A 25,717-nucleotide genomic window follows, 5' to 3' on the forward strand; every position below is an offset into this window, starting at 1 on the left:
AGGACGCACTACAGATCGCAGCCGCCACATTGCCGCGCGCGATGGCGGTGAAAGCGATCGAGCTTTGTACCGTCGACGGGAGCAGCGACAGGAAGACGATGCCCATCGCCAGCGATGGATCGACGCCCGGCAGTCTCGCCACCCCGAACCCGAGCAGCGGAAAGAGCACGAAGGTCGAGGCCAGCACCGCCAGATGCAGCGGCCAGTTGCGCATCCCCGTCCAGATCGCATCGCGCGACAGCTTCGCACCGTGCAGGAAGAAGAGCAGCACGATCCCCGCATCGGCCATATAGCCCGCAAAGACGGCAAAGCCGCCGCGCGCGGGCAGGACCGTGGCGAGGAGGACGGTCGCCAGCAGACTGAGGATGAAGGGTTCGAAGACGGAAAACAGGCGCTGGATCATGGGCGCTCCCCGGCTGACGCGCTCCGCACCCTGAAAGGCTCCACCGAAACGCCGTAAAAGCCGCCAGATAGGCAAGACCGCCGGACGACGCCACCCTTTGCCGTGGAAAGATGCTTCGCGCCGGACGGCGGAAGTGAGGGGAGCGAGACCCGAACGCTCAACCCCCACCCCGATCGTCTGGCCGGTGCCGGTCTTCCCGGCGGCTTCCGCTCCCAATATCGATACTGTTCTGTGTTGGCCGACGATGCCCGGTTGCCGTAGGGGAAATCGCGGCCAAAAAAAAGGCCGGTCTTGCGACCGGCCGGAAAGTTTTTAGGAGAGGATGCCTGAAAGGCCCGTCCCTTGTGCATTGCAGCAGGGAATGACGCAATTGCAACCTTGGCAAGCAGAATTGCATGAATTGCAATTGATAGCGTTATCAGAGCTTTGCCGTTCGACTGCTCCGTAATCACAAGGCTAATCGGCCCCCTTCCCTCTTCCATGGCTCTTGCCGAACGCCGCAACGCTGCCGAGATGATCCTTATGATTTTGCCTGAGGATGCCGAATGACCACGAATCCGCTTCTTGCCGATACCGACCTGCCCGACTTCGCTGCGGTTCGCCCTGAGCATCTGGTGCCTGCCGTCGAGCAGATGATCGCGGATGCGCGCGCCGCTGCCGACCGGATCGGCGGATCGAACGCCAGCGATTTCGACGATGTCGTGCTGGCCAGCGAGCGCGCCGGGTTCGCGATCGCGCGGGGCTGGTCCCCCGCCGGGCATCTCCATTCGGTCGCCGACACGCCCGAACTACGCGCCGCCTTTGCTCAGGCCCAGGCGATGCTGGCCGAATATGGCATGGAGGCCGGTCAGGACCCGCGTATGTTCGCCGCCTTCAACCGGGTCGACCTGGCGCCGCTGACCGACGCCGAAGCCCGCGCGGTCGAACTGGCGCGGCGCGACTTCACCCTGTCGGGCGTCGGCCTGGATGACGACGCCAAGGCGCGGTTTCGCGAGATCGGGGTCGAACTCAACCGGCTGAGCACCGAATTCGGCAATGCCGTGCTCGATTCGACCGAGGCCTGGAGCGAGCATGTCACCGACGAGGCGCTGCTTTCCGGCCTGACCGACAATGCCAAGGCGATCCTGGCCTCTTATGCCGCCGAGAAGGAATTGGACGGCTGGCTGGTGACGCTGCGCGAACCCAGCGTGCAGGCGATCCTGACCCAGGCCGACAATCGCGACCTGCGCGCCCGCGTCGCTCGGGCCTATGCCACCCGCGCCTCGGATCAGGCGGCCGATCCGACCCACGACAATAGTGCCCGGATCGACCGCATCCTGGAACTGCGCCACGAAGCGGCCAGGCTACTGGGCTTCAACGACGCCGCCGCGCGTTCCGTCGAGACCAAGATGGCGCAGTCGGCGGACGAAGCGCTGGCCTTCCTGTCTGACCTCGCCGCACGGGCCCGCCCGCTGGCGGAGCGCGAACTGGCCGAGGCAAGCGCTTATGCCGCCGAAAAGTTCGGCGTCGACAAGCTGGAGCCCTGGGACACGGCCTATGTCGCAGAGCATATGCGGCGGGAGCGTTTCGGTGTCGATCGCGAAGCGATCCGCGCCTATTTTCCCCTGCCCCGCGTCATGGAGGGCACGATCGCGCTGATCGAGCGGCTGTACGGCATCCGGCTGGTCGAGCGGTCGGGCGTGTCGGTGTGGAATGCCGATGTCCGCTATTATGATGTGCAGGACAAAAGCGGGGAGATCGTCGCGGGCGTCTATTGCGATTTCCATGCCCGCGCGGGCAAGCGTGGCGGCGCCTGGATGGACGTATGCCGTCCACGCTTCCGCGATGCCGACCGTTTCCACCGGCCGATCGCCTATCTGACCTGCAACTTCCCGCCCGCGACCGGCGACACCCCTGCCCTGCTGGCGCATGGCGATGTCGTGACGCTTCTCCACGAGTTCGGCCATGTGCTGCATCACCTGCTGACCGAGGTCGACCTGCCCTCGATCGGCGGGATTTCGGGTGTGGAGTGGGACGCGGTGGAGCTGCCCAGCCAGTTCATGGAGAATTTCGCCTGGGACCGCGACACGCTGACCGCACTGTCCGCGCATATCGATACGGGCGAGCCGCTGCCCGACGCGTTGTTCGCCAAGATGCTGGCGGCGCGGCGTTTCCAGGCAGGCCTGTTCCTGCTTCGCCAGATCGAGTTCGCGACCTTCGACCTGCGGCTGCACCGAGACTTTGATCCCGCCCAGGGCGGTCGGGTGATGCAGGTGCTGAACGCGGTGCGCGACGAGGTGTCGGTGATTCGTCCGCCGGAATGGAACCGCTTCCCGCACAGCTTCAGCCATATCTTCGCGGGCGGTTATGCGGCGGGCTATTACAGCTATCTCTGGGCCGAGCTGCTGTCGGCGGACGCCTTCGCCGCCTTTGCCGAGGAAGGGCAGGCGGCGGGCGACCGCTTCCGCCGTGAAGTGCTGGCACGCGGGGCGAGCCGTCCGGCCGCCGAGAATTTCCGCGCCTTCCGCGGCCGCGCGCCGGAGCCGGACGCCTTGTTGCGTCATCACGGGCTGGCGGCCTGACCGACATTGCGGGGGCTGGAGCCATCCGGCCCCCGATTATGGTCCGCTCCATAACCTGGATTACGAAGAAAATCCCGATCGCTAAAAGCGCCGCCACCGCTTCTTAACCCTCTGCAATACAATAAGATATGGCATGGAGGGACTGCCGGTGAGCGGATCGGAACATATCGACTTTGAACAGAGGCTGGCGGCGTTCGATTATGACGCCCGCAGCTATGCGACCTTCCCCATGGTCAAGCGCGCGATCGAGCGTCATGCCCCCGCCGCGCTGACCGCGCTGTATCGCCATATCGCCGACACCGTGCAGATCCGAGGCCTCTTCGCCTCGCCAGCGCGGATGGATCACGCCCGCGACAAGCAGATGGAGCATTGGCGCAAGCTGTTCTCGCGCCCGCTCGACCGCGACTATGCCGCCGCCTCCACCCATATCGGCCAGGTCCATGCGCGGATCGGGCTGGCGCCGACCTGGTATATCAGCGGCTATGCGCGGATGCTGGAATATGTCCTGCCCAAGCTGATCCTGGGACGGCTGCTCTGGCCATTCGGCGCAAAGCGGCGGGCACGGGCGGCGACCGCGCTGGTCAAAGCCTCGCTGATCGACATGGACATCGCGCTTGCCGCCTATTTCGAGGCCGAGCAGGCCGGGCGGCGCGCGGTGATCGAGCGGTGCGGCGCGGTGTTCGACCGCATGGCGAAGGGCGACCTGACCGCCTCGCTCGACGGGCTGCCCACCGAATATCAGGCATTGGCCGACAGTTTCGAGGCGATGCGCGCGCAGATGTGCGCGACGCTGGGCGTCGTGACCATGTCGGGCCAGAATATCCGCATCGGCTCGGGCGATATCCGCCAGGCGTCGGATGACCTGTCCGACCGCACCAAGCAGCAGGCGGCTTCGCTGGAGGAAACCGCCGCCGCGATGCAACAGATTACCAGCACCGTCCGCCAGACCGCCGATGGTGCGTCACGCGCCAACCAGATCGTCGGCGAGGCACGGGCCGAGGCCGAGGAATCGGGCCAGATCGTCCGCCGCGCGGTCGACGCGATGGGCGGCATCGAGCGCGCCTCCTCGGAAATCAGCGAGATCATCACCGTCATCGACGGCATCTCCTTCCAGACCAACCTGCTCGCCCTGAACGCCGGGGTCGAGGCGGCGCGGGCGGGCGAAGCGGGCAAGGGCTTCGCCGTCGTCGCCAGCGAGGTCCGCGCACTGGCGCAGCGCTCGGCCGAAGCCGCCAAGGACGTGAAGACGCGCATCCTGGCGTCCTCGAACCAGGTCGGTGCCGGTGTCGAACTGGTCAACGAAGCGGGCGAAGCGCTGCAACGGATCATCGGGCGGATCGGCGAGATCAGCGAACTGGTGTCGCAGATCGCGACCTCCGCAACGCAGCAGTCGGTCGGCCTGCAACAGGTCAACACCGCCGTCGCCGAGATGGACAGCGTCACCCAACGCAACTCCGCGATGGTCGAACAGGCCACCGACGCCGCCCGTACCCTGGCGCAGGAGGCCGAAACGCTAGCCCGCGAAGTCGCCCGCTTCCGCCTGGCCGACATGACCCACGACCCGCGCAACCCGGTCCACCAGATGCAGCGGCGCCTGGCGGCGGTCTGACCCCTAAGGATGAACTGGGCTCCGACGCAAGTCGGGGCTATTTTTTCGGGCAGCAGACACGGCGAATTGCGCGACGTTGTGGAGTCGATAGGATCGCCGCCCATGCGCGCCATTCTCCTCAGCCTTGCCCTATCGCTCACCGCCGCCGCACCGCGCGCGACGGCGGAGCCTGTTCGCTACCGACTTACGCCCGAATTGACGGGCCAGGCACTGACCGGCTTGCAGGTCGAGATACGCTTCCCGGCCGATCCGTCGGGCACGACCGATCTTCATTGGGACAGCGGCTGGGCGGGTGAAAAGCGGCTTTGGCAATGGGCGCGCGACATGAAGGTCGAGGGCGCCACGGCGGTCAAGAGCGAAGCGGACGGACATTGGCGGATCACCGCGCCGCCCGGTACGCCCCTGATCGCGACCTATCGCATCGTCTCGGCCTATGATCACGACCCGACCGTCGAGGACAGCGAGCAGCCCCGCCCGGTGATTCGCCCCGACTGGTTCTACGCGGTCGGCAATGCCCTGTTCGCGTATCCGGGCACCAGGACGGACGTTCCCGCAACCTTTGACTGGGTCGGCACGCCCGGCATCGGCTTCGCCTCCGACCTGGAGCATCTGGCAGGCCAACACCGCAAAGCCAAGCGACCGGGGACGATCGATGATATCACCGAGAGCAGCGTGATCGGCGGCCGGGACCTGCGCCTGTTTCCGGCGCCTGACGGGTCGGGCGTCCGCGTCGCCAGTGTCGGGCGCTATAGCTTCAGCGCCGACCAGCTGGCCCAGTTGTCGCGCCGGATCATCGGCGTGGAACGGACCTTCTGGGGGACCGATCGGGGTGCCCCCTTCCTCGTCACGGCCGCACCGCTCGTGGCCGATCCGACGACCAGCAGCTATGGCGGCACGGGCCGCGGGGATGCCTTCGCACTGTGGATGGACCAGAGAATGTCCGCCGAAGACCTGAAATTGCTGCTGGCGCACGAATATTTCCATAGCTGGAATTCGCTCCGGCTGCGCAATGTCGACGATCGTGGGGAGCGGCCGCGTCCCGAATATTGGTTCAGCGAAGGCTTCACGGATTATTACGCCCGCGCCCTCCTCCTGCGCTCCGGGTTGATTACCCCGGAGCAATTCGCAGGGATGTGGAACACCATGCTCGCACTCTACGCCGGATCGACGGCCAAGGGCATGACCGACGCGCAGACGACCACCGCCTTCTGGAGCGACCAAGCGGCCGGAAAGATGCCCTATCAACGCGGTGCGATGCTGGCTGCACTGTGGAATGCCCGATTGCTCGCCGCGAACAGCGATGGGCGCAATCTGGATACCGTCCTGCACGATCAACTGCGTCGCGCCCGCACCGCCAGGGGATCGGCCGTCGCGCTGTTCCGCCAGAGCGCCCGGGCGGCTGGCCTGGATATTACGGCAGATATGCAACGGTATCTGACGGAAGGACAGCGCATCCTGCTGCCCGCCGACACGTTCGGTTCCTGCGCGACCATCGTTACCGAAGAGCGCCCGGTGTTCTCCCGGGGCTTCGATTCAGCGGCGACCGACAAGGCAGGGAATGTCGCGACCGGCGTCGATCCGGCCTTGCCCGCCTATGCAGCGGGCCTGCGCGACGGCATGACGATCCTGGAGCGTGTCGAGGGCGAGCCGGGCAATGCCATGCGTCCCTATGCGCTGCTGGTCGACGATCACGGCACGCGACGCACCATCCGCTATCTTCCGCAAGGGCAAGAGCATGAGACGGTTCAACGCATGGAGTTGGCGCACCCTCTTGCCGCCGACTGCCGTCGGACGCTTGGCGGACTGGCGCCCGCCACCGGCAAACCCGCAAAACAATAACGGCCACCCACGGCAAGACCGCGAAGGCATCATGTTGCGATTTCGTGGGAAGATGGTGGAGCCGAGGGGGATCGAACCCCTGACCTCTGCAATGCCATTGCAGCGCTCTCCCAGCTGAGCTACGGCCCCATCGATTTCGGCACGCGTCCGGCGGGATGCGGACTGGCCTGTCAGCGCATTATCAAATGCGGCTGTTCCGGCGGAATGGTGGAGCCGAGGGGGATCGAACCCCTGACCTCTGCAATGCCATTGCAGCGCTCTCCCAGCTGAGCTACGGCCCCGTTCCGCTGTGGAGGCAGCCCACTAGCGGGGCCGCCGGGGCTCGGCAAGCACTTTTTTCAGGTGCCTGCCAAGCCCGCTGGACAACTTAGTGTTCGTCGTCCTCGCTGGACGTTTCCACGCCCAGATCGTCGTCGCCGCCCAGATCGACTTCATCGTCGGGCGAGGGCTCTTCGTCCTCACCGGTGATGTCCAGATCTTCGTCGTCACCGCCCGCCAGATCGCTGTCGGCTTCCTTGTTCTCGGGCTTGTTCTGCTCGAAGGGCAGAGGCTGCTTCGACTTCAGGATGGGCTCGGGCTCCCACTGCGTCCCGCAATTGATGCAGGTGACAGGGTCGTCCTTTTCGAGGTCGTAAAAGCGCGTCGCGCATTTCGGGCACGTACGCTTCGTGCCCCATTCCGGCTTGATCATGCCGTTCATACCTTTCGGATTGGGTTTTCCGCCGGAGCGAAAAGTGGGCGCGCCTTGCCACAGCGCAAGGCCCCTGTCAAAAGCCCGCGCCATCATGGCGCATTCCCTTCCCCAACCTCGCACCGTGCGAGCCGCCGCCGCCCTTCGCGGCACCATCGCCGTTCCGGGCGACAAATCGATCAGCCACCGCTCGCTGATGCTCTCCGCGCTCGCGGTCGGCGAAAGCCGGGTCCAGGGGTTGCTGGAGGGCGAGGACGTGCTCGCCACCGCCGCTGCCATGCGCGCGATGGGCGCGGACATCGTCCGGCAGGATGACGGGGTGTGGGTGATCCACGGCGTCGGCGTCGGCGGACTGCTCCAGCCCGAAACCGCGCTCGACATGGGCAATTCGGGCACATCGACGCGCCTCCTGATGGGCCTGGTCGCCAGCCATCCGATCACCGCGACCTTCATCGGCGACGCCTCGCTGTCGAAGCGCCCGATGGGCCGGGTCATCGATCCGCTGTCGCAGATGGGCGCTGCGTTTCAGGATACGCCCGGCGGTCGCCTGCCGCTGATGGTGCGCGGGATCAGCCCGGCGGTGCCGATCCGTTACACCCTGCCCGTCGCCTCGGCGCAGGTGAAGTCGGCGATCCTGCTGGCGGGGCTCAACACGCCCGGCGAAACGACGGTGATCGAGCCGATCGCCACCCGCGACCATAGCGAGCGGATGCTGGCGGGCTTCGGCGCCGAACTGACCGTCACCCCCTCCCCCGAAGGCCGGATCATCACGATTCGCGGCGAAGCGGCGTTGAAGCCGCAGAATATCGTCGTGCCGGGCGATCCGTCCTCGGCGGCCTTCTGGCTGGTCGCGGGCTCGATCGTGCCGGGCGCCGACCTGACGATCACCAATGTCGGCATGAACCCGACTCGCACCGGCATCATCGCCGCGCTCAAGATGATGGGCGCGGACATCACCGAGCTCGACGCGCGCATCGTCGGCGGCGAGCCGGTGGCCGATCTGCGCGTCCGCCACGCGCCTTTGTCGGCGATCGAGGTGCCGCCCGAACTGACGCCGAGCATGATCGACGAATATCCCGTGCTGTTCGTCGCCGCCGCCTATGCCAAGGGCACGACCATTGCGCGCGGCGCGGAGGAACTGCGCGTCAAGGAGTCGGACCGCATCACCGCCATGGCCGACGCGCTGGGCGCATGCGGCGTGACGTGTCAGGAATATGAGGACGGCATGGCCGTGACCGGCACCGGCGGCGATCCGATCCCAGGCGGCGCGACCATTGCCACGCTGCTCGACCACCGGATCGCGATGAGCATGACCATTGCCGCGCTCAACGCCCGCGATCCCATCACGCTGGACGATGCCGCGCCCGTCGCGACCAGCTATCCCGTCTTCTTCGACACGCTCGAGAAACTGGGAGCCTTCGCATGATCATCGCCGTCGACGGCCCGGCCGCCAGCGGCAAGGGCACCATCGCGCGCGCACTGGCCAAGCATTATGGCCTGCCGCATCTCGACACCGGCCTGCTCTACCGCGCGGTGGCAGCGACGGTGCGGCAGATGCATCTCGACCCGACGAAGGAAGCCGATGCGGTCGCCGCGTGCAGCTTCGACGACAGCCTGCTGGCCGACCCGGCCCTGCGCGATGACGAGACGGGCAAGCTCGCCTCGGTCGTGTCGGCCCATCCGCTGGTCCGCGCCGCGCTGCTCCAGCGGCAGAAGCGCTTCGCCCAGCAACCGGGCGGTGCGATCCTCGACGGGCGTGACATCGGCACGGTCATCGCCCCCGACGCCGATGCCAAGCTGTTCGTGAAGGCCAGCTCGCAGGTCCGTGCCAGGCGGCGGCATAACGAACTGGCCGCGAACGGTTCTACCGCGAGCTTCGAGCAGGTGCTGGCCGACATCCGCGCCCGCGACGAACGCGACAGCGGCCGCGCGACGGCGCCCCTCACCCAGGCGGCGGACGCGGCGGCGCTGGATACGTCCGGCCTAACGATCGACGCAGCGGTCGCCCGCGCGATCCAGTTCGTCGACGCACAGGTGGCGGCAAAGGCGCGCGCCTGAAATTCCTCCCCTGCAAGGGGAGGGGGACCGCGGCGAAGCCGTGGTGGAGGGGTGTCCCGCCATCGAGAGGGCGACACCCCTCCGTCATCGCTGACGCGATGCCACCTCCCCTTCCAGGGGAGGAATACACAACCTCCCCCAACCTTGCGCCAAACCCCATTTTCCGCTATGGAGCCCCCGCTCGCGGACCCTGTTCCGCGGAGAGGCTGACGCGGGGCCTTGCCCTCAGCGTCCTTTCCGCATTTGTCGCGGACCGCCGCTTTTCCGTGTTTCAGCAATCTCTTCGGGCCTGGTGGCGTCGACATGGGGTCGGCGCGGCCATCGTCGAAGGCCGGGGCCGAATCCTCGACCAGAGGCGAAAAACTCTCAGGAACCTAACCCTTTTATGGCAACCAACCCCCAGCCCACGCGCGACGATTTCGCGGCGATGCTCGATGACATGTTCGGCGGTGCCGACAGCTTCGAGGGTCGCGTCGTGCATGGCACCGTCACCGCGATCGAAAACGACATGGCCGTCATCGACGTCGGTCTGAAGTCGGAAGGCCGTGTGCCCCTCCGCGAATTCGCTGCCCCCGGCCAGAAGGCCGACCTGAAGGTCGGTGACGAAGTCGAGGTCTATGTCGACCGCGTCGAGAACATGCACGGCGAAGCGATGCTCAGCCGCGACCGCGCGCGCCGCGAGGCCGCCTGGGACAAGCTGGAACTCGAATTCTCGAAGTCGGCCCGCGTCGAAGGCGTGATCTTCGGCCGCGTGAAGGGTGGCTTCACCGTCGACCTGAACGGCGCCGTGGCCTTCCTGCCCGGTTCGCAGGTGGACATCCGCCCCGTCCGCGACGTCACCCCGCTGATGGACATCCCGCAGCCGTTCCAGATCCTGAAGATGGATCGCAAGCGCGGCAACATCGTCGTGTCGCGTCGCGCGGTCCTGGAAGAGACCCGCGCCGAGCAGCGTTCGGGCCTGATCCAGAGCCTGGCCGAGGGTCAGATCATCGACGGCGTCGTCAAGAACATCACCGATTACGGTGCGTTCGTTGACCTGGGCGGCATCGACGGCCTGCTGCACGTCACCGACCTGTCGTACAAGCGCGTCAATCATCCGTCGGAGATGATCGCGATCGGCGACACCGTGCGCGTCCAGATCATCCGCATCAACAAGGACACGCAGCGCATCTCGCTCGGCATGAAGCAGCTCGAGAGCGATCCGTGGGATGGCGCCGGCGCCAAGTACCCGGTCGGCGCGAAGCTGTCGGGCCGCGTCACGAACATCACCGAGTACGGTGCGTTCGTCGAGCTGGAGCCGGGCATCGAAGGCCTGGTCCACGTCTCGGAAATGTCCTGGACCAAGAAGAACGTCCATCCGGGCAAGATCGTCTCGACCTCGCAGGAAGTCGATGTGGTCGTTCTCGAAGTCGATCAGGAAAAGCGTCGCATCTCGCTGGGTCTCAAGCAGGCTCAGGCCAATCCGTGGGAAGCGTTCGCAGCGGCCCATCCGATCGGTTCGACCGTCGAGGGCGAAGTCAAGAACGCGACCGAGTTCGGCCTGTTCATCGGCCTGGACAACGATGTCGACGGCATGGTCCACATGTCGGACATCGCCTGGGGCGTGTCGGGTGAGGATGCCCTCAACCTGCACCGCAAGGGCGAAGTCGTTCAGGCCGTTGTTCTGGACATCGACCCCGAGAAGGAGCGTATCTCGCTCGGCATGAAGCAGCTCGAGCGCGGCGGCCCCGTCGCTGGCGGCGTGGCTGCGGCTGGCGATCGCCTGAACAAGAACCAGGTCGTCACCGTGACCGTCCTCGAAGTCCGCGACGCGGGCCTCGAAGTCCAGGCGGGCGACGATGGTGCGACCGGCTTCATCAAGCGCACCGATCTGGGTCGCGACCGTGACGAGCAGCGCCCCGAGCGCTTCCAGGTCGGCCAGAAGTTCGACGCGATGGTCACCGGCTTCGATCGTTCGAAGAAGCCGACCTTCTCGGTCAAGGCGATGCAGATCGCCGAAGAGAAGCAGGCTGTGGCACAGTATGGTTCGTCCGACTCGGGCGCATCGCTGGGCGACATTCTGGGCGAAGCGCTGAAGGCGCGTACCCAGAAGTAAGTGACTGGACCGGGACATGTTTTTCAAAAAGACATGTCCCGGTTTCGGGCAAACGGCACCGACGCGTCGTTTAATCGTATAATAAAAATACTTTCAGCAGCGAGAAACACAGGTTAAGAACGGCTGGTCTGTAGCTTGGGACTAGGCGATGATCCGTTCGGAACTGGTGCAAAAAATCGGTCAGCATAATCCGGGTCTCAACCCGCGCGAAGTCGAGCTGATCGTCACGATTTTCTTTGATGAGATCACCAAGCGGCTGGCGAAAAACGGTCGTGTGGAACTGCGCGGCTTCGGCGCCTTTTCGACCCGCGCGCGCGACGCCCGCACCGGTCGCAATCCCCGCACCGGCGAAACCGTCGACGTCTGCGCCAAGCGCGTCCCCTATTTCAAACCCGGCAAGGAAATGCGTGCCCGCCTCAACGTCGAGGCGGATTGATCGCTTTTCTTACCGCATCGGGCAGCGGGATGGCGTGGCTATTCCCGCTTTCTGCCCGCTCCTGTCTTGACCTTCGCGACAACCTCGTCTCTTCGTAAGCCGGTGCGCGGACGTGGCGAAACCGGTAGACGCTGCCGACTTAAAATCGGCTTCCTATGGAGTGCGGGTTCGAGTCCCGCCGTCCGCACCATCGCGATGGGGGCCGCGCTGCTCGCGCTGTCCGGCTGTGACCGGCATGCCGATACGGGCGCGGTGGTGGTCAGTGTGGTGCAATCGGCCACCCCGGCCGCGCAATCGGGTGCGCTGGCGCTGGCCGATGGCGACACGCCGCACCGCGTGTTGCGGGATGCGCTGGCGCAGGGGCTGGTCCGGTTCGACGCCAATGGCCAGATCGAACCGGGCTTAGCCGAGCGTTGGATCGTCATCGACGAGGGCGGCAGCTTCATCTTCCGCCTGCGCGAGGCGAAGTGGAATGACGGCACGCCCGTCACCGCCGAGCAGGTGGTGCCGATCCTTCGCCGTTTGATATCGCCACGCTCGGGCAATCCGCTCGCGCCCTTTCTGACGGCGATCGACGAGATCGTCGTCATGACGCCGCAGGTCATCGAAATTCGCCTGTCGCGCCCTCGTCCCGACCTGCTGAAACTGTTCGCCCAACCCGAAATGGCGATCATCGACCGTGGCCGGCATGGCACCGGGCCGTTCCGGATCATCCAGGCAGGGCCGCTGCCGCTGCTCCGCCCGATCCCCGACCCGCGCCGGGCCGAACCCGATGACGCGGCAACGCCTGCGCCGGAAGAGGATGTCCGCCTGATCACCGAAAGCCCGGCACGGGCGATCCTCCGTTTCGCGCAAGGGCGATCGGATTTGATGCTGGGTGGCCGGTTCGAGACCTGGCCCCTGCTCGACGCCGTGCGGATCAATCAGGCGGCGGTCCGCGTCGATCCCGCCGCCGGGCTGTTCGGCCTCAGCATCGTCAATCGGGACGGCTTCTTGGGGGATACCGCCAATCGCCAGGCGCTGTCGGCGGCGTTCGACCGGGACGCCGTGCTGAGCGCCGTCTCACCCAATTGGGAGGCGGCGGATCGGCTCTTGCCCGATGCGCTGGATTCGGATGCACCGCCGCAGATTCCCGGCTGGGCGCTTCTGACCCTGGACGAGCGGCGCAGCGGCGCACGGGCGCGTGTTACCGCCTGGGGCCAGCCCGTCCGGTTGCGGATCGCCCTGCCGCCGGGGCCCGGCGCCAATCTTCTCTATGGCCAGATCGGCGCGACCTTGCTGGCGGTTGGCATCACGCCTGAGCGTGTAGCGATCGATGCGCCCGCCGACCTTCGTCTAGTTGACGCGGTCGCGCCCTATGACAGCGCGCGCTGGTATCTTGCCACCGCCTGTGCCCCGTGCGGTGAGACGGCAAAGGCCGCGATCGAGCAGGCCCGTCTTGCTCCGACCCTGGCGGCGCGGGGGGCGGCGATCGCGGCGGCCGATGCGGCGGTCAATGCGGATGCGCCCTTTATTCCGCTTGCCCGGCCATTGCGCTGGTCGCTCGCGACCAATCGCCTGCGACAGTTCCAGACCAACGCCCGCGCCTGGCATCCATTGAACCGGCTGCGCGCCGACACCAATTGAGCCGCATGGCCAAAGCATCCCGCATCGATCCCGCGACCTTCGACGCGCTGCCCCTGAACAAGAGTATCGCGGCGAGCCGTCAGCGGATCGAGGCGATGGAGAAGCTGCTCGAACGCGTCGTCGTCCTGCCCGGCATCAACCGGCCGATCGGCCTAGATGTGATGCTGGGCCTGGTCCCCATCGTCGGCGACATCGCCGCCGCCGCACTGGGCAGCTATATCATCTGGGAGGCACGCAATCTGGGCCTGTCCAAATTCCAGATGGCGCGGATGATGGGCAATGTCGGGTTCGATGCCCTGCTGGGGCTGGTGCCGCTGATCGGCGATGCCGCCGACGTGCTGTTCCGATCGAACACGCGCAATCTGCGCATCATCCGCAAACATCTGGACAGGCACCATCCCTCCGGCGCCACGCTGGAGGGATAGCGCCCGTCGCGCGTCACCGATAGCCGCGCCAGATTTTCAGCGGCGCATTGGGCGACAAGCCACCCTGATGGGCCGGGCAACGGCTGGGGCGGAACGCCTTGTTCAGGCAGATCCAGATTTCGTCGAGCCAGCCCTCGCGCGTCGCGGTGACCCGCATCATATCGGCGGTCATGCCCCGGTTCGCCGCGGCAAAGGCACTGGCGAGATCACCTGCGGTCAGGGCGTTACGCCGCGACAGCCGCTCCATGTCCGGGAAGCGCAGGCCATGGTACAGCGCATTGGACTGCTGGAAATAACGCGCCGGGCTGTATCCCGCCATGCAGGTGCCATGCTTGGCCCATTCATGCTGCATCAGCTGCGCCGAGGGGGTGGCGCAGATGTGGCGGCGAACGACCGCCTGCGGGAGGATCGCGGTGGGGCGGCAATATTGCGGCCAGTCCTTGTCCACGCCGTCGGGCCACAGCCCGTGCAGGGTGAAGCCGAAGCGATTGCTCTTGCCGCACTGGAAGCTGCTATCGCCCTTCGGGTCACGGCAATATTGCGGGCTCCAGGTGATGGCGAGCGTATAGCCACCGATCGGCAGCACCCGTGTCGGCTGGCTCTGGCTGGGCAGATCGGGGCGGATACGCTGCGGCCCCGACGGTGCGGTGCATTGCAGCGTTTGCGCCGATACGATCTGCGGCGCGGCCAGCAACGCCAGCCCGACCATTACGTGTTTCATGCTTCGCTCACCTCCGCCATCGCGCGATACCAGGCCAGGGCGTTGGGCCGCATCAGCATGACGACCGCGACCAGCGACGCCGCCGCCTGCACCGCCGTCAGCACGCCGAACACGCCCTCGGCCAGCGCACCGACCGACACCTGATAGAGAAAACCGAGCAGGTTTAGCACAGTCAGCACGACCAGCAGTCCCAATCCCACCCGGCTCGCGAACCGGGTGGTGAGCAGCGTGCCGAGCAGGAACAGCCCGATCAACAGCCCATTGGCGATCACCGCGATCGCGACCCCGGCCTGCGCGACCGTATCGCCCCAGCCGATCACCGCCAGTATGACCAGCAACAGGATGGCGAGGAACGACAGCCGCTCGCCCAATATCACCGACTTCGGTCGCACGCGCTTCCCCTTCTTGCCCCCACGGCCGATCAGGCCGCGGCGAAATCCAGCCCGATATCGGCCGCCGGGGCCGACTGGGTCAAGCGCCCCACGCTGACATAGGTGACGCCAGATTCCGCGATCGCGCGGATCGTGTCCAGCCGCACGCCACCCGACGCCTCGGTCGGAACGCGTCCCGCGACCAGCGCGACGCCCTGGGCCAATTGCGCCGGGCCCATATTGTCCAGCAGCAAATGGGTCGCCCCCGCCGCCAAGGCCGGTTCGATCTGGTCCAGCGCGTCGACCTCGACGATGATCCGGGCGATCCCCGCGTCGCGCGCCGCCGTCACCGCCGGACCGATGCCGCCCGCAACCGCGACGTGATTATCCTTGATCATGGCCGCATCCCACAGGCCCATGCGGTGGTTCTGCGCGCCGCCCATGCGGGTGGCGTATTTTTCGATCAGGCGAAGGCCGGGAATGGTCTTGCGGGTATCGAGCAAGGTCGCGCCCGTCCCCGCAATCGCCGCGACATAGGCCGCCGTCATCGTCGCGATGCCTGACAGATGCTGCACGGTGTTCAACGCCGACCGTTCAGCCGTCAGCATCGCACGCGCCTTGCCCGACAGGCGGAGTAGCGCGGTGCCCGCCGCAACGCTGGTTCCGTCCTCGACCAGCCGCTCGATCACGACATCCGCGTCGAGGCGACGGAAGAATGCCTCGGCGATGGGAAGCCCGGCGACGGTGATCGCGTCGCGGCTCGCCATCGTACCGACGAAGCGTGCGCCCGCCGGGATCACGGCGGCGGAGGTGATGTCACCGCCCGGCCCCAAATCCTCGGCCAGCGTCGCGGTAACGAACGCGTCGAGGTCGAAGCCCTCGATCATGAACGCGGGCCCAGATCGCCCTTGCCGACCGTCCCGCTGGCCAGGGTCAGCATGGCATCGAGGCTCTTCTTGGCCTGGAGCCGCAACCCTTCCTCGATCTCGACGCGCGGGGTCAGGTCACGCAGCGCCAGATACAGCTTCTCCATCGTGTTGAGCGCCATATAGGGGCAGATATTGCAGTTGCAGTTGCCGTCCGCGCCCGGCGCGCCGATGAAGGTCTTGCCCGGCATCGCCTTTTGCATCTGGTGGATGATGTGCGGCTCGGTCGCGACGATCAGCGTATCGCTGGTCACGGTTTGCGCGAATTCCAGGATGCCGCGCGTCGATCCGACATAATCGGCATGGTCCAGGATCACCGCCGGGCATTCGGGATGCGCGGCGATCGGCGCGTCCGGGTACTGGGCGCGCAGCTTCAGCAATTCGGTTTCGCTGAACGCCTCGTGCACGATGCAGACGCCGGGCCACAGGAGCATGTCGCGGCCGGTCTTGCGCGCCAGATAGCCGCCCAGATTGCGGTCCGGGCCGAAGATGATCTTCTGATCGGGGTCGATCTGCGCCAGGATCTGCTCCGCCGAGGACGAGGTGACGATGATGTCGGACAGCGCCTTCACCTCGGTCGAGCAGTTGATGTAGGTCAGCGCGATGTGATCCGGGTGCTGCGCACGGAACTCGGCGAACTGTTCGGGCGGGCAGCTATCCTCCAGGCTGCACCCGGCGGCCATGTCGGGCAGCACGACGATCTTGTCCGGCGACAGGATTTTCGCCGTCTCCGCCATGAAGCGCACGCCGCAAAAGGCGATGACGTCCGCATCGGTGGCCTGCGCCTTGCGGCTGAGGTCCAGGCTGTCGCCGACGAAATCGGCCAGGTCCTGAATCTCGGGCTTCTGGTAATAATGGGCGAGGATGACGGCGTTACGCTCGCGGCGGAGGCGATCAATCTCGGCGCGCAGGTCGAGGCCGGTCAGATTCGTCTGGATGGTCATGGCACTCCCCTAGGCGCAAGCCCCTGCGCCGACAATCGGGCACGTTACCGCGCGTTGCTCAGGACATCCTGAACGGTGCGGGTGGTATCCCAGTGTTCGTCACCGGCAGGCTCGTCGGCGAAGCGGACCTTGACGGTGCCGTCGACCCCGGCGGCGCGCAGCGGCATGGTGAAGCTGCGCTCGACCGCCCGGCGGGTCGCATCGCGCGCCAGCTTCATCGGTGCCGGCGCGCGGGCCTGGCGCATCAGTTCGACCTGCCCCGCCGTCCGGTTGGCCGCGTCCAGTCGCTGTTCGGCGTCGGTAAAGGTGCTGAGCACCCCGCCCGAGCCATATTCGCGGATCGCCGCCAGATCGACCTGTGGCCCATCGATCTCGATCGGGGGCAGCGTGACCGACAGGATATGATCGGTCCCGTCCCAGCGGACATCCTGCTGCCGCAGCTTGCCCAGATCGACCTCATAGCGGACCATGCCCGGCATGATGAGCGTCCGCTCGGTCGAGAAGCCCAGTTGCGACTGGCGCGAGGTGACGACCGCGACATAGCGCGCGGCAAAAGCCGACAGACGGTTCTGCTCGCGAAGCCCCTCCAGGCTGGCGCGCGCGATCGTCGTCGGATCGGGGGTCAGGCGGTCGGCGACATAGCGCTGCACGCCCCACACCACGATCAGCCCGGCCAGGATCAGCAGGACCAGCGCGCCCGCGACCTTGGTCAGGAACAGCCCGACCCCGCCGCGCCGCTGCGTCGTGGCAGGCGGGATTACGCCGCGCTCGTCCATGATGCTCCTTCCTCGCGGACCAGCCCCCGGTTCCGCAGGTCATAAAGATGCGCCAGCACCGATCGTTCGGCGGCCGGAAGCAATTTGGGGTTCAGCCCGACATACATGCGCGCGGTCATCGCGGCGATGGTCTGCGCCTCCCCCGCCGCGAGCAATCGCAATATCTGCCCCTCGCGCTGCTTGCGGTGCCCCAGCATGCCGCGCACCAGCCGCTGCGGATTGTCGACCGCCTCGCCATGGCCGGGATAATAGACCCGGTCATCGCGACCCATCAGCTTTTCCAGGCTCGCCATATAGGCGGTCATATCGCCATCGGGCGGCGAGACGATGCTGGTCGACCAGCCCATCACATGATCGCCTGAAAACAGCGCCTTCGTCTCCGGCAATGCAAAGGCGAGATGGTTCGATGTGTGGCCCGGTGTGGCAATGGCCTCCAGTGTCCAGCCATCCCCGGCGACGCCCTCTCCCTCGGCCAGCACGCGGTCGGGGGCATAGTCGCGGTCGAACGCGGCGTCGGACTGGCCGCCCTCATAATCGGGGGCGAAGGGAGCCGCACCGACAATCGGCGCGCCGGTCAGTCGGGCGAGCGGGCGGCTGGCCGGGCTGTGGTCGCGGTGGTGATGGGTGATGACGATCGCCCTCACGGGCCGCCCGGCAATCGCGCGGGTCAGCGCGTCGATATGGGCAGGATCGTCCGGGCCGGGGTCGATGACCGCCACATCGCGGTCGCCCACGACATGGCTCTGCGTGCCCGTATAGGTAAAGGGCGACGGATTGGGAGCGAGCACGCGGGTAACCAGCGGCTCAAGCAGGATCGGAATGCCGGTCGGGTGCTCAGCCATTATCGAGCATGTGGGCAAGCCGCAGGCAAAGGGCAACCCCTGTACCCGCTAACGGGTACGGGGGTCGAGTTCGGGGTAAAGTCGTGGTCGCCTCAGTCGCGATCGCGGTTCGCCATTTCGGCCTTCACCTGGGCGGTCGCCTGATCCAGACCATTCAGGGCGCCGTGGCGAGACTCTTCGGATAGGTTGCGGTCGCGAATAATCGAGGCGCGGGCGCTTTCGATGCTGGCCAGCGCGATCTGCATGTTCACCTTCGCCGTGCGCTGGGCATCGATGACGGCGCGCGAAGCAGCCTGTTGCGCCGAATGCTCGATCCGGTCGGTGCAAATGACGGTGACCTGTCGCCGCGTCTTGCCGTCCACCGTGGTATAGCTGGTACGGGTATCGCTGCTGCCCGTGCCGCAAGCGCGGGCCTGGACCATCGGGATCGGAGGCATCGGCACCAGCGAAGACACGCCATGTGCGTTGACGATCTGAACCTTTTGTCCGTTGCGCAAGGTGACGACGCGGACACGCGGCACGGCCGGGGTCGCCGGAGCGGCCGGGACATCGGCAGCTTGGGGCGCGGCGGGAGCGATCGGTGCGGCAGGAACCGTCGGCGCTATCGAAGCCATAGCGGTCATCGGGGCAGCGCGGTTGATAGGAGCTGCCCGAGCAGGAGTCGTGGACGGTGCTGCGACCTCCGGCATCTCGGCAACCTCCGGGGTTTCTGGCGTCTCCGGGGTCTCCGGCACGTCGATCTGATCGGGCATAGCAGGCGTCGTCAGGTCGACGCCCAGGGTCCGCTCGACCTTCTTGGTCAGCGCCGCCGCCGCCGGGGTGCCCGAGGCGGTCGCCCCCAGCCCAGCCAGCACCAGCAGCGACACGGCCGCGCCGCCCATCGCCAGCTGACGACGCGATTTCGGAGAAGTGGTCAACATCTTCAGCCTCCCTTTCAGATCATCGATGGTGTGCAGGTGACAAGCGCCCGACAGCGCGCGGCCATGCGCGGCCTTGACGATGGCGCAGGCATAGACATGCCGGTCGGCGCGACTGCGGCCCTTCAGGACGCGGGCGTCATTGGCCAGCTCCTGATCGGCGCGGAACGCGTGGAAGGCCCGCCAGGCCACCGGATTGAACCAGTGGAGCGCCAGCACCGTGAGCGCGATCCAGTTGGCGATCAGGTCGCCCCGCGCGTGGTGCCCCAGCTCATGCGCCAGCGCCAGATCGCGTTCATCCGCGTCGTACCGCTCGGCGAAATCGCGAGGAAAGGCGACATAGCGATGCCATATGCCGAAGGCGAGCGGACCGGGCGCGCCATCGCTGGCCACGACACGCACCCCCTCGATCGCGTCCAGCGGTTCGGCCGAGGCGAGCAGGCGGCTACGGAAGCGCCAGTGGCGAAACAGCTGGAACCCCAGGAAACCCGCCGCCCCGACGATCCAGAACCAGGCGATCCCCTCCCCCACCATCGGCCAGATGCTGGGCGCGGCGAGCGGCGCGGGGAGCTGTTCGGCAACCGGCACCATCACATAGGCCGAAAACCGTTCGCTGACGGCGGCCAGCGGCGGCGTCGCCTGCTCGGACACCCCTTGCGGCAGACGGGGCAGGACCAGCCGGAGCAGCGGCAGCGCCCAGAGCGCATAGGCGATTTGCGGCCCGAAGGCTGCGCGGACATGGCGGCGGGCGAGCAGCACCAGCACCATGAGGAGGGTCGAGGCGATCATCGCCTCCACCGCCCAGCCGAGTTGCGCGCCGCTCACGCCTTCAGCTCCTTGAGCAGCGCCTCGATCTCGGAAATGTCCTGCGCGGTCAGTTCGTCGCGTTCGGCCAGATGCGCGACCAGCGGGGTCAGGCGGCCGCCGAACAGTCGGTCGATCAGGCGGCGGGACTCGCCCACCACATAATCGTCCCGCGCGACGAGCGGGTGGTACAGGTAACGCCGCCCCTGCTCTTCATGCGCGATGGCGCTCTTGGCGAGCAGGCGGCCGAGCAGCGTCTTGACGGTGTTGGTGCTCCAGCCCCGATCGGGATCGACCCGCTCGGCGACATCCTGCGCGGTCAGCGGAGCCTCCTCCCACAGGACCTCCATCACGGCATGTTCGGCATCGCTGATACGCTCGGCCATCGACTCGCCCTCTTATTGACTACAAGCGTAATCCTATTCCGATTACAGGCGTAGTCAATAGGGTCGATTCATTCCTCCCCTGTAAGGGGAGGTGGCAGGCCGCAGGCCTGACGGAGGGGTGTCACCATCAGCGGGGACACCCCTCCACCATCCTCTGGATGGTCCCCCTCCCCTTACAGGGGAGGAATAGAAAAAGGGGGCCGGATCGAAACCCAGCCCCCCTCTCAATTTTCAGGATCGCCGAACGATCACGCGGTCTTCACATCCTGGACCAGCTCGGCCAGTTCGCCGCTTTCGTACATCTCCATCATGATGTCCGAACCGCCGACGAATTCGCCCTTCACATAGAGCTGCGGGATGGTCGGCCAGTCCGAATAGGCCTTGATCCCCTGGCGGATGCCCTGGTCCTGGAGCACGTCGACGCTCTCGAACGGCACGTCCAGATGGTTCAGGATCGCCACGGCGCGGCTGGAAAAGCCGCATTGCGGAAAGAGCGGCGTGCCCTTCATGAACAGGAGGACGGCATTGTCCTTTACCAGCGCGTCGATCCGCGCATTCGTATCGTCGGTCATATCAATCGTCCTTGAGGAAAAGGGTCAGGCGGGAACGGCGGTCGTCAGTTGCAGCGCATGAAGCTCGCCCCCCATGCGCCCGCCAAGTGCCGCGTAAACGGCGCGGGTGCGTGCGACGCGGCTCATCCCCGCAAAGCTGGCGGCGGTCACATGCGCGGCATAGTGATCGCCGTCCCCGGCCAGATCGGTGATCTGGACATCGGCATCGGGAATGGCGGCGCGGATCATCGCGGCGATATCGTCGGCGGCCATCGGCATGGTCAGCGGCTCTCCATCAACTGGCGGCGGGCCTCGACCTGCTGCTCGTCCAGCGCGCGGCGGACCTCGGCCTCGTCCACATCGATCCCCGCGGCGGTCAGATCGCCCAGCAGCTTACGGATGACGTCCTCATCGCCCGCTTCCTCGAAATCGGCCTGTACGACCGCCTTGGCATAAGCATCGGTCTCGGCAGGCGTCAGCTTCATCCGCTCCGCGGCCCATTGCGCGACCAGCCGGTTACGCCGGGCCGTGATCCGGAACACCATATCCTGATCGGCCACGAACTTGGCCTCGAAGCCCTTTCTGCGATCGTCGAAACTGGTCATCGGTCCGCCATCCCCCAAGCCCTGGTCGGGCAATCAAAACACCCGTCCGAGATAGGGGGCGGCGCGGCGGCGCGCAACCGATGGTCGTGGATCGACCTGCAAGGGATGGCCAGAGGTTCCGCGGCAGCCTCTCGATCAGCGGAAGCTCCAGCCCATCGTTGCTCAGCCGGAACGAACGGAACCCGGTGCCCTGCAAAGCGTAGTGTAAGAGTAACCAGAACGGGATGGACCACCGGGTCGAAACGAACCCGACGCCTGACCGATAAAGCGTTAGGAGAGCGTGATGCCGACCCCCCTGCCTCCCATTGCCGGCGACCGCGATCGCGGTCCGATGCTGGGTATCGTCAACGGCGTGATCGGGTCCCTCGCCATGTGGGCGCTGATCGCGGGCGTCGTGGTCGTCGCGTCCTGATTGCCCCAGCGAACGCTTACGTCGCGGCTCAGGCGTTGCCGGTCACCTCGGCGTCCAGCCGCCGCCGTCCGGCAACCCAGGGCCGCCCCTCGGCCATCGCACCTTCGAACGTGCCGATCGCCTCGTCCCGTGCCAGCGTCAGGCCGACTTCATCGAGCCCTTTCATCAGGCATTCGCGGCGGAACGGGTCGAGGTCGAAGCCGAACCGATCCTGAAACGGCGTCGTGACCGTCATCGTTTCCAGATCGACCGTGATCGGCTGGTCCTTCGCCACTTCGATCAGCCGATCGACCGCGTCCTGCGACAGCACGACCGGAACGATGCCGTTCTTGAACGCATTGCCCGAAAAAATGTCGGAGAAGCTGGGCGCGATCACCGCCTGGATGCCCATATCGGCCAGCGCCCAGGCGGCATGTTCGCGGCTGGAGCCGCAGCCGAAATTGTCGCCCGCGATCAGGATCGGCGCACCCGCATAGGCGGGATCATCAAAGATATTGCCCGGTTGCGCCCGCACCGTCTCGAACGCCCCGCGCCCCAGACCGGCGCGGGTGATCGTCTTCAGCCAGTGCGCCGGGATGATGACATCCGTGTCGATATTCTTGGCACCCCAAGGGTAAGCGGTGCCGGAGACGGTCGTAACCGGGTTCATTCCATCATCCCTGTGTTCAAAAGCGTCCGGGTCAGCGCGCCTGGGGCGGACGCTGCTCGGCCACGGCGGGGCGCGACGCGATCCCGGCGGCATAGGCGGCCGCACCGCAGAGTACCGCGCCGGTGACGAGCATGACCAATACGTGCTTCATGATGCCTTTCCCCTATCGTCCCTGTCCGATGCCTTCACGATCGAAATCGTGGATCTTCAACTCTCTAACATCGAAAAGGCGCCCGGTCACGGCCGCCGCCGCCGCCATGGCGGGGGAAACGAGATGGGTGCGCGCACCCGGACCCTGGCGACCGACGAAGTTGCGGTTCGAGGTCGAGGCACAACGCTCGCCCGCTGGCACCTTGTCGGGGTTCATCGCCAGGCACATCGAACAGCCCGGCTCGCGCCATTCAAAGCCCGCCTGTACGAAGACACGGTCGAGCCCCTCGGCCTCCGCCTGGCGCTTGACCAGCCCCGAACCGGGGACGACCAGCGCGCGGACGCCATCGGCCACCTTGCGGTCGCGTGCCACGGCGGCGGCGGCACGCAGATCCTCGATCCGGCTGTTGGTGCAGCTGCCGATGAAGACGTGCTGGATGGGCACGTCCTGCATCGCGGTGCCGGGTTCCAGGCCCATATAATCCAGCGACTTGCGTGCTGCTTCACGCTTGGACGGATCGGCGAAGCTGTCGGGATCGGGGACGACGCCGGTGATCGGCACCACATCCTCCGGGCTGGTGCCCCAGGTCAGGTTGGGCGCGATATCGGCGGCGTCGAGCGTCACGACCTTGTCGTACACCGCGCCCGGATCGGTGGGCAGCGTCCGCCACCAGGCGACGGCGCGGTCCCAATCTTCACCCTGCGGCGCCATCGGGCGGCCCTTCAGATAGGCGAAGGTCGTCTCGTCGGGCGCGATCAGGCCCGCGCGCGCGCCGCCTTCGATCGACATGTTGGCGATGGTCAGGCGCCCCTCGACCGACAGGTTGCGGATGACGCTGCCGGTAAATTCGATGACATGGCCGGTGCCGCCCGCCGCACCGATCTTGCCGATGATCGCCAGCACCACGTCCTTGGCCGACACGCCGTAGCCCAGCGTGCCGTCGACCCGGACCTCCATCGTCTTGGAGGGCGAGAGCAGCAGCGTCTGGGTCGCCAGCACATGCTCGACCTCCGACGTGCCGATACCGAAGGCCAGCGCGCCCAGCGCGCCATGCGCCGACGTATGGCTGTCGCCGCAAACCAGCGTCGTGCCCGGCAGGGTGAAGCCCTGTTCCGGCCCCACGACATGGACGATGCCCTGCGCCGCCGCCGTCGCGTCGATATAGTCGACGCCGAACTCGGCGGTGTTGCGGCGAAGCGCCTCCAGCTGCTGCGCGCTTTCCGGGTCGGCGATGGGCAGCAAATTGCCGTTCGCGTCCGTGCGCGGCGTCGTGGGCAGGTTATGGTCCGGCACCGCCAGCGTCAGCTCGGGACGGCGCACCTTGCGGCCCGCTGCGCGTAGCCCCTCGAATGCCTGGGGACTGGTCACCTCATGAACGAGGTGGCGGTCGATATAGATGAGGCAGGTGCCATCGGGCCGCCGTTCGACAACGTGCGCGGCCCAGATCTTCTCGTACAGAGTCTGGGGTCGTTGGGCCATGATGCCGGGCTGTTATCCGAAAAGGTGCCAAACGCAAAGGCCGGGCGCAATCTTATTTCGCCCGGCGATCGATCATGGCGGATTTTTCATGTTGAAACGGTCGATCGCTCACGCCTGCGTACGAAAATCCTCGGTCACCCCGCCGCATTCGGCCAGGTCGATTTCGTGATCCGGATCACGCCACGTCTCGGCCAACGCCTGCGCCTCCCAGTCCTGCACCGCCGGATGCGCCAGGATCGTCTCGACCCAGGTCGCGCCCACCGGACCGACGTGGATGCCATAGGTGCGCACCCGGAACGCGACCGGGGCATAGAAAGCATCGACCGCCGAAAAGGCCGCACCCGCCAGCCACGGCCCGCCGAAGCGCGACAGGCCCTCTTCCCACACTTCGATCAGCCGCGCGATATCGCGCTCCAGGCGCGGCGAAGCAGGCTTGGGATCGACCCGCACCCCGACATTCATCGTCCGCTCGGAGCGCAGCGCATCGAAGCCGCCATGCATCTCCGCCACCGCGCACATCGCCCAGGCGCGGGCCGCTTCATCCTCGGGCCAGACACCGGGATGCCGCTCGGCCAGGTAAAGCGCGATGCCCAGCGAGTCCCACACCACCCGCTCACCATCGAGGAGCACCGGCACCTGCCCGGTCGGCGAGAAGGCGCGGAACGCCGCGTAATTCTCGGCTGCCTGAAAGGGTTCGATCCGATCCTCGAACGCGATCCCCAGCGCCTTCATCAGCAGCCAGGGCCGCAGCGACCAGCTCGAATAATTCCGGTTCGCCGTGATGAGGGTATAGGCCACCCGCTCAGCGCTCGAAGCGCGCGGTCGTCTTGGCGGCGATCTCGTCGGCGGTCACACCCGGCGCGCATTCGATCAGGCGGAAGGCGCTGTCATGATCGGGGCGCTGGAACACCGCCAGATCGGTGACGATCATATCGACGACGTTGCGCCCGGTCAGCGGCAGGGTGCATTCGGGGATGAACTTGGGGCTGCCGTCCTTGGCATTATGCTCCATGACGACGATGATCTTCTTGACGCCCGCGACCAGGTCCATCGCACCGCCCATGCCCTTGATCATCTTGCCGGGGATCATCCAGTTGGCGATGTCGCCGCCTTCGGAGACTTCCATCGCACCCAGCACCGTCAGGTCGATATGCCCGCCCCGGATCATCGCGAAGCTGTCCGCCGACGAGAAATAGACCGAGTGCGGCAGTTCGCTGATCGTCTGTTTCCCTGCGTTGATCAGATCGGGATCGACCTCGTCATCATAGGGAAACGGCCCGATGCCCAGCATCCCGTTTTCGGATTGCAGCGTCACCTCGACCCCTTGTGGGATATGGTTCGCCACCAGCGTCGGGATGCCGATGCCGAGATTGACGTAGAAACCGTCCTTCAGCTCCTTGGCCGCACGGGCGGCCATTTCGTCGCGGGTCCAGGCCATGC

Annotated in this window: 27 protein-coding genes and 3 tRNA genes (1 of these 30 only partly in view); 11 read left to right on the top strand and 19 right to left on the bottom strand. The window is 66.4% G+C overall.

Features of this window, described 5'->3' with window-relative positions; genetic code table 11:
* Positions 1-403, bottom strand: the 5' end (the start) of a protein-coding gene (locus U1H82_RS04800; RefSeq protein WP_322963802.1) for a bile acid:sodium symporter family protein. The gene continues 584 nt to the left of window position 1, outside the view; 403 of the gene's 987 nt are visible here — the first part of the coding sequence; it begins with the start codon at positions 401-403; its stop codon lies off the left edge, out of view.
* 545 nt (positions 404-948) lie between these two features.
* Here U1H82_RS04800 and U1H82_RS04805 point away from each other — a divergent pair.
* The 3 genes from U1H82_RS04805 to U1H82_RS04815 all read left to right on the top strand — a co-directional run bounded on the left by U1H82_RS04805 (position 949) and on the right by U1H82_RS04815 (position 6,412).
* A complete protein-coding gene (locus tag U1H82_RS04805; protein WP_322963803.1) occupies positions 949-2,964 on the top strand; it encodes a M3 family metallopeptidase in 2,016 nt (671 codons plus the stop codon).
* Between the two features lie 148 nt (positions 2,965-3,112).
* Complete coding sequence (locus U1H82_RS04810; protein WP_322963804.1) at positions 3,113-4,573, top strand: globin-coupled sensor protein; 1,461 nt, start codon at positions 3,113-3,115, stop codon at positions 4,571-4,573.
* A gap of 102 nt (positions 4,574-4,675) precedes the next feature.
* Positions 4,676-6,412 (top strand): M61 family metallopeptidase, encoded by a 1,737-nt coding sequence (locus U1H82_RS04815; RefSeq protein WP_322963805.1) that lies wholly within the window; start codon positions 4,676-4,678, stop codon positions 6,410-6,412.
* 53 nt (positions 6,413-6,465) lie between these two features.
* Here U1H82_RS04815 and U1H82_RS04820 read toward each other — a convergent pair.
* From U1H82_RS04820 to U1H82_RS04830, 3 genes are all read right to left on the bottom strand, one after another.
* Positions 6,466-6,541 (bottom strand) — tRNA-Ala (locus tag U1H82_RS04820).
* A gap of 76 nt (positions 6,542-6,617) precedes the next feature.
* Positions 6,618-6,693, bottom strand: a tRNA-Ala gene (locus tag U1H82_RS04825).
* Positions 6,694-6,779: 86 nt separating this feature from the next.
* Positions 6,780-7,103 carry a TIGR02300 family protein gene (locus U1H82_RS04830; RefSeq protein ID WP_058717749.1) on the bottom strand — a complete coding sequence of 108 codons (324 nt, stop codon included), beginning with the start codon at positions 7,101-7,103 and terminating at the stop codon, positions 6,780-6,782.
* Between the two features lie 94 nt (positions 7,104-7,197).
* Between U1H82_RS04830 and aroA the strand changes: the two genes are divergently transcribed.
* From aroA to U1H82_RS04865, 7 genes are all read left to right on the top strand, one after another.
* A complete protein-coding gene (aroA, locus tag U1H82_RS04835; protein WP_322963806.1) occupies positions 7,198-8,529 on the top strand; it encodes a 3-phosphoshikimate 1-carboxyvinyltransferase in 1,332 nt (443 codons plus the stop codon).
* Positions 8,526-9,161, top strand: a complete 636-nt coding sequence (gene cmk, locus U1H82_RS04840) for a (d)CMP kinase (RefSeq protein ID WP_322963807.1) — start codon at positions 8,526-8,528, stop codon at positions 9,159-9,161. Before aroA ends, cmk begins: the two co-directional genes overlap by 4 nt.
* A 385-nt stretch (positions 9,162-9,546) precedes the next feature.
* A complete protein-coding gene (rpsA, locus tag U1H82_RS04845) occupies positions 9,547-11,256 on the top strand; it encodes a 30S ribosomal protein S1 (protein WP_007405816.1) in 1,710 nt (569 codons plus the stop codon).
* A gap of 148 nt (positions 11,257-11,404) precedes the next feature.
* Positions 11,405-11,692, top strand: a complete 288-nt coding sequence (locus tag U1H82_RS04850; protein WP_322963808.1) for an integration host factor subunit beta — start codon at positions 11,405-11,407, stop codon at positions 11,690-11,692.
* 106 nt (positions 11,693-11,798) lie between these two features.
* Positions 11,799-11,882, top strand: a tRNA-Leu gene (locus tag U1H82_RS04855).
* A gap of 5 nt (positions 11,883-11,887) precedes the next feature.
* Positions 11,888-13,318: an ABC transporter substrate-binding protein gene (locus U1H82_RS04860; protein ID WP_322963809.1), complete on the top strand. Its 1,431-nt coding sequence runs from the start codon at positions 11,888-11,890 to the stop codon at positions 13,316-13,318.
* Positions 13,319-13,323: 5 nt separating this feature from the next.
* Complete coding sequence (locus U1H82_RS04865; protein WP_322963810.1) at positions 13,324-13,743, top strand: DUF4112 domain-containing protein; 420 nt, start codon at positions 13,324-13,326, stop codon at positions 13,741-13,743.
* A gap of 13 nt (positions 13,744-13,756) precedes the next feature.
* On the opposite strand, the gene U1H82_RS04870 is transcribed toward U1H82_RS04865, so the two are convergent.
* The 11 genes from U1H82_RS04870 to U1H82_RS04920 form a co-directional block, all read right to left on the bottom strand.
* Positions 13,757-14,464 carry a ribonuclease T2 family protein gene (locus U1H82_RS04870; RefSeq protein ID WP_322963811.1) on the bottom strand — a complete coding sequence of 236 codons (708 nt, stop codon included), beginning with the start codon at positions 14,462-14,464 and terminating at the stop codon, positions 13,757-13,759.
* Complete coding sequence (locus tag U1H82_RS04875) at positions 14,461-14,856, bottom strand: hypothetical protein (protein WP_322963812.1); 396 nt, start codon at positions 14,854-14,856, stop codon at positions 14,461-14,463. Before U1H82_RS04875 ends, U1H82_RS04870 begins: the two co-directional genes overlap by 4 nt.
* 29 nt (positions 14,857-14,885) lie before the next feature.
* Complete coding sequence (gene nadC / locus U1H82_RS04880; RefSeq protein WP_322963813.1) at positions 14,886-15,722, bottom strand: carboxylating nicotinate-nucleotide diphosphorylase; 837 nt, start codon at positions 15,720-15,722, stop codon at positions 14,886-14,888.
* A complete protein-coding gene (gene nadA / locus U1H82_RS04885; RefSeq protein ID WP_322963814.1) occupies positions 15,719-16,705 on the bottom strand; it encodes a quinolinate synthase NadA in 987 nt (328 codons plus the stop codon). The genes nadC and nadA overlap by 4 nt, the downstream gene beginning before the upstream one ends.
* Positions 16,706-16,749: 44 nt before the next feature.
* Positions 16,750-17,481 (bottom strand): DUF4230 domain-containing protein, encoded by a 732-nt coding sequence (locus tag U1H82_RS04890; RefSeq protein WP_322963815.1) that lies wholly within the window; start codon positions 17,479-17,481, stop codon positions 16,750-16,752.
* Entirely contained in the window at positions 17,463-18,323 is an 861-nt protein-coding gene (locus U1H82_RS04895; RefSeq protein ID WP_322963816.1) for an MBL fold metallo-hydrolase, read from the bottom strand. The genes U1H82_RS04890 and U1H82_RS04895 overlap by 19 nt, the downstream gene beginning before the upstream one ends.
* A gap of 92 nt (positions 18,324-18,415) precedes the next feature.
* Positions 18,416-20,065 carry a M56 family metallopeptidase gene (locus tag U1H82_RS04900; RefSeq protein ID WP_322963817.1) on the bottom strand — a complete coding sequence of 550 codons (1,650 nt, stop codon included), beginning with the start codon at positions 20,063-20,065 and terminating at the stop codon, positions 18,416-18,418.
* Positions 20,062-20,430: a BlaI/MecI/CopY family transcriptional regulator gene (locus U1H82_RS04905; protein ID WP_322963818.1), complete on the bottom strand. Its 369-nt coding sequence runs from the start codon at positions 20,428-20,430 to the stop codon at positions 20,062-20,064. Before U1H82_RS04905 ends, U1H82_RS04900 begins: the two co-directional genes overlap by 4 nt.
* Positions 20,431-20,678: 248 nt before the next feature.
* Positions 20,679-21,002, bottom strand: coding sequence for a Grx4 family monothiol glutaredoxin (gene grxD, locus U1H82_RS04910; RefSeq protein ID WP_056439494.1), 324 nt, complete (start codon positions 21,000-21,002; stop codon positions 20,679-20,681).
* Between the two features lie 24 nt (positions 21,003-21,026).
* Positions 21,027-21,260 carry a BolA/IbaG family iron-sulfur metabolism protein gene (locus U1H82_RS04915; RefSeq protein ID WP_294239658.1) on the bottom strand — a complete coding sequence of 78 codons (234 nt, stop codon included), beginning with the start codon at positions 21,258-21,260 and terminating at the stop codon, positions 21,027-21,029.
* 2 nt (positions 21,261-21,262) lie between these two features.
* Positions 21,263-21,586 (bottom strand): DUF1476 domain-containing protein, encoded by a 324-nt coding sequence (locus U1H82_RS04920; RefSeq protein WP_322963819.1) that lies wholly within the window; start codon positions 21,584-21,586, stop codon positions 21,263-21,265.
* Between the two features lie 283 nt (positions 21,587-21,869).
* Between U1H82_RS04920 and U1H82_RS04925 the strand changes: the two genes are divergently transcribed.
* The gene (locus U1H82_RS04925; RefSeq protein ID WP_322963820.1) at positions 21,870-21,998 is read left to right on the top strand and encodes a hypothetical protein; all 129 of its coding nucleotides are present in this window, start codon (positions 21,870-21,872) and stop codon (positions 21,996-21,998) included.
* A gap of 28 nt (positions 21,999-22,026) precedes the next feature.
* Here the strand turns inward: U1H82_RS04925 and leuD are convergent, their stop codons facing one another.
* The 4 genes from leuD to U1H82_RS04945 form a co-directional block, all read right to left on the bottom strand.
* Positions 22,027-22,647, bottom strand: a complete 621-nt coding sequence (gene leuD / locus U1H82_RS04930) for a 3-isopropylmalate dehydratase small subunit (RefSeq protein WP_322963821.1) — start codon at positions 22,645-22,647, stop codon at positions 22,027-22,029.
* A gap of 163 nt (positions 22,648-22,810) precedes the next feature.
* Positions 22,811-24,277 (bottom strand): 3-isopropylmalate dehydratase large subunit, encoded by a 1,467-nt coding sequence (gene leuC / locus U1H82_RS04935; RefSeq protein WP_322963822.1) that lies wholly within the window; start codon positions 24,275-24,277, stop codon positions 22,811-22,813.
* Positions 24,278-24,385: 108 nt separating this feature from the next.
* Positions 24,386-25,075 (bottom strand): glutathione S-transferase family protein, encoded by a 690-nt coding sequence (locus U1H82_RS04940; protein WP_322963823.1) that lies wholly within the window; start codon positions 25,073-25,075, stop codon positions 24,386-24,388.
* Positions 25,076-25,079: 4 nt separating this feature from the next.
* Positions 25,080-25,715 (bottom strand): CoA transferase subunit B, encoded by a 636-nt coding sequence (locus U1H82_RS04945; RefSeq protein WP_322963824.1) that lies wholly within the window; start codon positions 25,713-25,715, stop codon positions 25,080-25,082.
* Between the last annotated feature and the right edge of the window lie 2 nt (positions 25,716-25,717).

This window comes from Sphingomonas fuzhouensis (genome assembly GCF_034659795.1).
In the GTDB taxonomy this organism is placed as follows: Bacteria; Pseudomonadota; Alphaproteobacteria; order Sphingomonadales; family Sphingomonadaceae; genus Sphingomonas; species Sphingomonas fuzhouensis.